Below are 5,047 nucleotides of genomic sequence, written 5' to 3' on the forward strand. Positions count from 1 at the left end.
ACCGCTTGAATGAAGAAGCCCTTGCCGTATTAATCAACGGAAAACATATTGGCATTACAACTGATTATTCCGTAACCGAAGCAAAGGAATTCTTTGAAGGACTTGAATTGACTGAAAAAGAAGAAACGATTGCCCGTATGATCTTAAAAGAAATCTGTGAAAGACTCAGTTTCCTCGCGAACGTCGGGCTGGATTATTTAACCTTGTCCCGTTCTGCCGGGACACTATCAGGTGGCGAAGCTCAGCGTATCAGACTGGCAACGCAGATTGGATCCGCTCTAACCGGCGTGCTTTATGTACTGGACGAACCTTCTATCGGCCTTCACCAGCGTGACAACGATCGGTTGATTAATACGTTGAAGCGTATGAGAGATCTGGATAACACCCTGATTGTAGTGGAGCATGATGAAGATACAATGCTTGCAGCTGATTATTTAATTGATATCGGGCCAGGAGCAGGTGCTCACGGTGGTCAGATCGTCTCACAGGGTACACCTAAGCAAGTGATGAAAAGCGGAAAGTCATTAACCGGTCAGTATCTCTCCGGAAAAAAATTCATTCCACTTCCTTCTGAGAGAAGAAAACCCGATGAGCGTTTCCTGAAGATTAAAGGTGCAGAGGAAAATAACTTAAAAAATGTGAGTGCACAAATACCATTGGGTCTGTTCACAGCTGTTACAGGTGTGTCAGGGTCTGGTAAGAGTACACTTATAAATGAGATTCTATATAAATCGCTTTCCATGAAATTGCATAGAGGCAAAGAAAAACCAGGTAAGCATAAAACAATAGAAGGTATGGAGCATTTGGAGAAAGTGATCGATATTGACCAATCACCAATCGGCCGTACACCTCGTTCAAATCCTGCGACTTATACTGGAGTATTCGATAATATCCGTGATGTATTTGCTCAAACGAATGAAGCGAAGATTCGTGGATATAAAAAAGGCCGTTTTAGCTTTAATGTAAAAGGCGGGCGTTGTGAAGCCTGTCGCGGAGATGGAATTATTAAAATTGAAATGCATTTCTTACCTGACGTTTATGTTCCTTGTGAAGTATGTGATGGTAAGCGCTATAACCGTGAAACTCTGGAGGTAAAATATAAAGGAAAAAGTATTGCAGATGTATTAGCTATGACGATTGAAGAAGCTCTGGATTTCTTCAATAACATTCCAAAGATTAAACGGAAGTTGCAGACAGTAGCCGATGTAGGTCTGGAATACATTAAACTTGGACAGCCGGCCACCACACTCTCCGGTGGAGAAGCCCAACGGGTGAAGCTGGCCAGTGAACTTCACCGCCGCTCGAATGGGAAATCCTTTTACATCCTTGATGAACCTACTACAGGTCTGCATGTGGATGATATTTCCCGTCTCTTAAAAGTGCTCCAGCGACTTGTCGATAATGGGGACAGCGTATTGATTATCGAACATGACCTTGATGTCATCAAAGAGGCGGATTATATACTCGATCTGGGCCCTGAAGGCGGGGATAAAGGCGGAGAAATTATTGCTACCGGTACACCTGAAGAAGTAGCGGAAACTAAAGCCTCCTATACTGGCCATTATCTCAAGCCAGTATTGGAACGTGATCGTAAACGGATGGAGGAAAGGTTACAGTCCAAGGAGAAAGCAGCCAACGAGTAGATGTTTTGACGCCTCCCTCCAAGTTCAGTATCGTGGTGGATAGGTTAGATTGATGGCCAAGGGAGAGAGCTTCTCTTTTGGTCTATAAACACAAACCAGGCACACACAGAAATCATCTAGTTGAGATTTCTGGTCATCAGGATGTTTAGACAGGAGGAATTCGCAATGAAACCAATTAGTCAGACCGAAGTTCAAAAAAAGATTGACAGCTTGGCTAAAAAGGATGTATACGTACATTTAGAAACTACTAACGGGGCCTATGCGAGCCACTTTGATGAGGAAGCCTATAATGTTGGTGCGTTTATTCGTAATGCCCACGTTAAATACCAGCATGGTAAAATCGTCAGCACAGGAGGTTCCTATCGTGTAGGTCTAAAATTAGATATTGGATGGATTTACGCAGAAGGGGTGAGCGATTTTGAAATTGATGATAAGAATCGTTTACTTATGGCCGGCCATGATCGTGAAGGACGTTTAATGGTGGCTTTGGAAATAAGTGAAACTCCATTTTCACATGAGGCTGATCCTGATGAGTGAAGAACACGTAGTCGTTATATTTCCACACCCTGATGATGAATCTTTTGGTGCTTCAGGCACGATAGCTAAGTATAGAGAGCAAGGTATTCCAGTTACTTACTTATGTGGCACACTTGGTGAAATGGGCAGGAATATGGGGAATCCTGTGTTTGCTAACCGGGAGACCCTGTCCTCCTACCGTAAAAAAGAACTGGAAGAAGCAGCGAAACAGCTGGACATTAATGTCGAGTTTCTAGGTTATCGGGATAAGACTCTTGAATTCGAACCTATCGAGAAAGTCGCCAGTCATCTTAAAGAAAAGATTGAGGATCTAAATGCTACGCTGGTTATTACCCATTATCCAGGGTATGCCGTCCATCCGGATCATGACGCGTTAGGTGCTGCAGCCGTAGAAGCAGTGAAAAAGATTGATTCGCATAAACGCCCGGACGTATGGATGCATGCCATTTCTAACAATCATGAAGCCGATCTTGGTGAGCCTGAGTTGATTTATGATATCACACCTTATTGGGAGCGCAAATTAGCCGCAATAAAGGCACACCTTTCTCAGGCTGACGGAATGATGAGTTTATTAAATGACCAGCCAGAACAGTTGGAACGTTTGAAAACCGAAAGGTTTTACCGTTATTCGTTTACGTAATAATTATGACACCTTGGAATTGACAACGCCTGTCTTTTTCAAGGTGTATTTTTAATTGGTTTTTTTACTCCAATTGCCGGGAATGCTTTACTAATGAGAAAAGGAGATGGTAGGGATGAACGAAGAGCGCATGAAGATTTTAAAAATGATTGAAGAAGGCAATGTATCAGCCGAAGAAGGGGCTAAGCTTCTCTCTGCTGTAGAAAACAGGGAAGCAGATGAATCAAAAGCAGAAGAAAAAGAAAAAAAGAAATATGGAATTAAGAATTTTCTCGGCGATGCTGTTGAAAAAATAAAAAACACTGATTTTGATCTTTCGTTTGGTGAGTATGTCGAGTTTGATTATGAGACAAAATCCGAATCCGATGATTTTAACGATATAGACATTTCGATTGCTAACGGTTCACTTGATGTAGACACATGGGAGGAGGACTATGTAAAAGCCGCTTATCACGTGCGAGTTTATCAGGTCGATACTGAAGAAGAGGCGAGGAGTCACTTCTTAGCAGATGGCCAATTTGATATTCATAATGGGCTCTTACGTTTAGCCAGTCCCTCTAAGAAAATTAAAACGTTCGTTCACCTCACCCTTCCTAAAAAGAGATATGACTTTATTAAATCCAAACTGGCAAACGGCACCATCACCGTTAATCATATGGATAGTGATTACTACCAGCTCAAAACTTCCAATGGAAGGATTCAGTTGAACAGTGTTGTTGGGGAAACCTGTAAAGTTGAGACAGGTAATGGAGCTATTACGGTCGCCGACGGTGTATTTGATACATGTGAAATGGATACTTTGAACGGTGCCGTTACACTGGGCGGTGACTTTGGAAAAAGTGATGTGTCTGCTGTAAGTGGAAGCATCACAGTCGATCATTTTGGAGAAAAAGCCCATACTGGTTTCTACAAAGCCACTACAGGCAGCATTAAAGTGTCTCTGCCCAAACATAAACGGGTGGATGGAAAGCTCCGTACAAACTTTGGCAGCTTAAATTGTCAGATCGATAATTATAAGATTCTGGATGACAAAAAAGAGGTAGTCAATAAACAATTAACGTTTGAAGCATTTGAAGAATATGAATCTGCTTATCATTTAGAGGCGGAAACGAAAACAGGCTCGGTTACGGTTTCTCCTTGCGGTCAAGAATGAATAATCTTATAGAAGAAAGCGGGTGATCTATGTGAAAAGCTGGCTGTTGCACATTTTGGTAAATGCGATCGCAATTATTGCTGTCGGCACTTTATTTGAGTCGATCCATATTGATGGCGTCGGCGGGGCCTTATTGGCTGCTTTTATACTGTCGATTTTAAATGCGATTGTCCGTCCCATTCTAGTTGTATTAACCCTGCCCATAACGATAGTTTCACTGGGGCTGTTTCTGTTAGTCATTAATGCTATTACCTTATGGCTGACCGATGTATTCCTCGGCAGCACATTTGAAATAGCAGGCTTTGGAATGGCTATAATTGCGGCTATTATTATATCGATTATTAATTTAATACTGAATAGCCTGATTAAAGATATGAAATAGAAAAAACCGTTCAAGCACCTATTGCTTGAACGGTTTTTTTGGCCCTACACGAAGTAAGGTCGATCGACGTTGCCACAGGACGTGGCGATCTTAGTCGATCCTCCGTACCATAAGCCTCCTGAATGCTAACTGCAGTAAAAGTTTTGCCTTCGTGCCGTGTACTTATGCCCTTAACATGATTCTAAAGAAAGGAGTCTATTGTTCATCGCTTCCTCCGAATGGGTTTTCCTGGAAAGGTCGTCAAGGCGAGCACTTGTCCCCTTACCAGGAAAACCTGAATGAAGACCTTAAAAAAGAAGCGTAAATGCTTCTCTTCTTAAAGATGGTCAAAAGCGTGAGGGGTTGACAGTTTCTTTCATACCAGGAGGCTCAGTACATACCTACGGAAAGTGTTCAAGAGCTGAATCGCCCTGATAGACAAAATCGTCATAAGCAGGAAAATAAATAGGGATGTGATCTTTCATTCCGTTGAATTTCCTACTTATGACGCGAGTGTCTGGGCGATGCAGCTATCCGAAATCGGCCCCCCGAAGCACCTTCCTCATAACCAATATCTCGAAAATAAGTCTTACTCAATGCTTTACTGTAAGATCAAAAATTAGAATTAACATAGACTTCCAACTATGTGATGTTGAGCATTTGGATGGGTGATTTCCTGCTCTCACCCCTGTTTTTCTTACAGCGCGCAGGGT

General features: G+C 42.3%; 5 protein-coding genes. All 5 read left to right on the forward strand.

The window, feature by feature from the left end:
• Window positions 1-1,643: excinuclease ABC subunit UvrA (gene uvrA / locus WAM07_RS18445; protein WP_422168850.1), on the forward strand; the 1,643-nt coding region annotated here is incomplete at its 5' end.
• Between the two features lie 165 nt (window positions 1,644-1,808).
• Window positions 1,809-2,180 (forward strand): YojF family protein, encoded by a 372-nt coding sequence (locus tag WAM07_RS18450; RefSeq protein WP_422168851.1) that lies wholly within the window; start codon window positions 1,809-1,811, stop codon window positions 2,178-2,180.
• Complete coding sequence (gene bshB2 / locus WAM07_RS18455; protein WP_422168852.1) at window positions 2,173-2,820, forward strand: bacillithiol biosynthesis deacetylase BshB2; 648 nt, start codon at window positions 2,173-2,175, stop codon at window positions 2,818-2,820. Before WAM07_RS18450 ends, bshB2 begins: the two co-directional genes overlap by 8 nt.
• A 115-nt stretch (window positions 2,821-2,935) precedes the next feature.
• Entirely contained in the window at window positions 2,936-3,973 is a 1,038-nt protein-coding gene (locus tag WAM07_RS18460; protein ID WP_422168853.1) for a DUF4097 family beta strand repeat-containing protein, read from the forward strand.
• Window positions 3,974-4,004: 31 nt separating this feature from the next.
• Window positions 4,005-4,355 (forward strand): phage holin family protein, encoded by a 351-nt coding sequence (locus tag WAM07_RS18465; RefSeq protein WP_089750815.1) that lies wholly within the window; start codon window positions 4,005-4,007, stop codon window positions 4,353-4,355.
• Window positions 4,356-5,047: the final 692 nt, after the last annotated feature.

This window comes from Halobacillus sp., from assembly GCF_049282395.1.
GTDB lineage: Bacteria > Bacillota > Bacilli > Bacillales > Halobacillaceae > Halobacillus.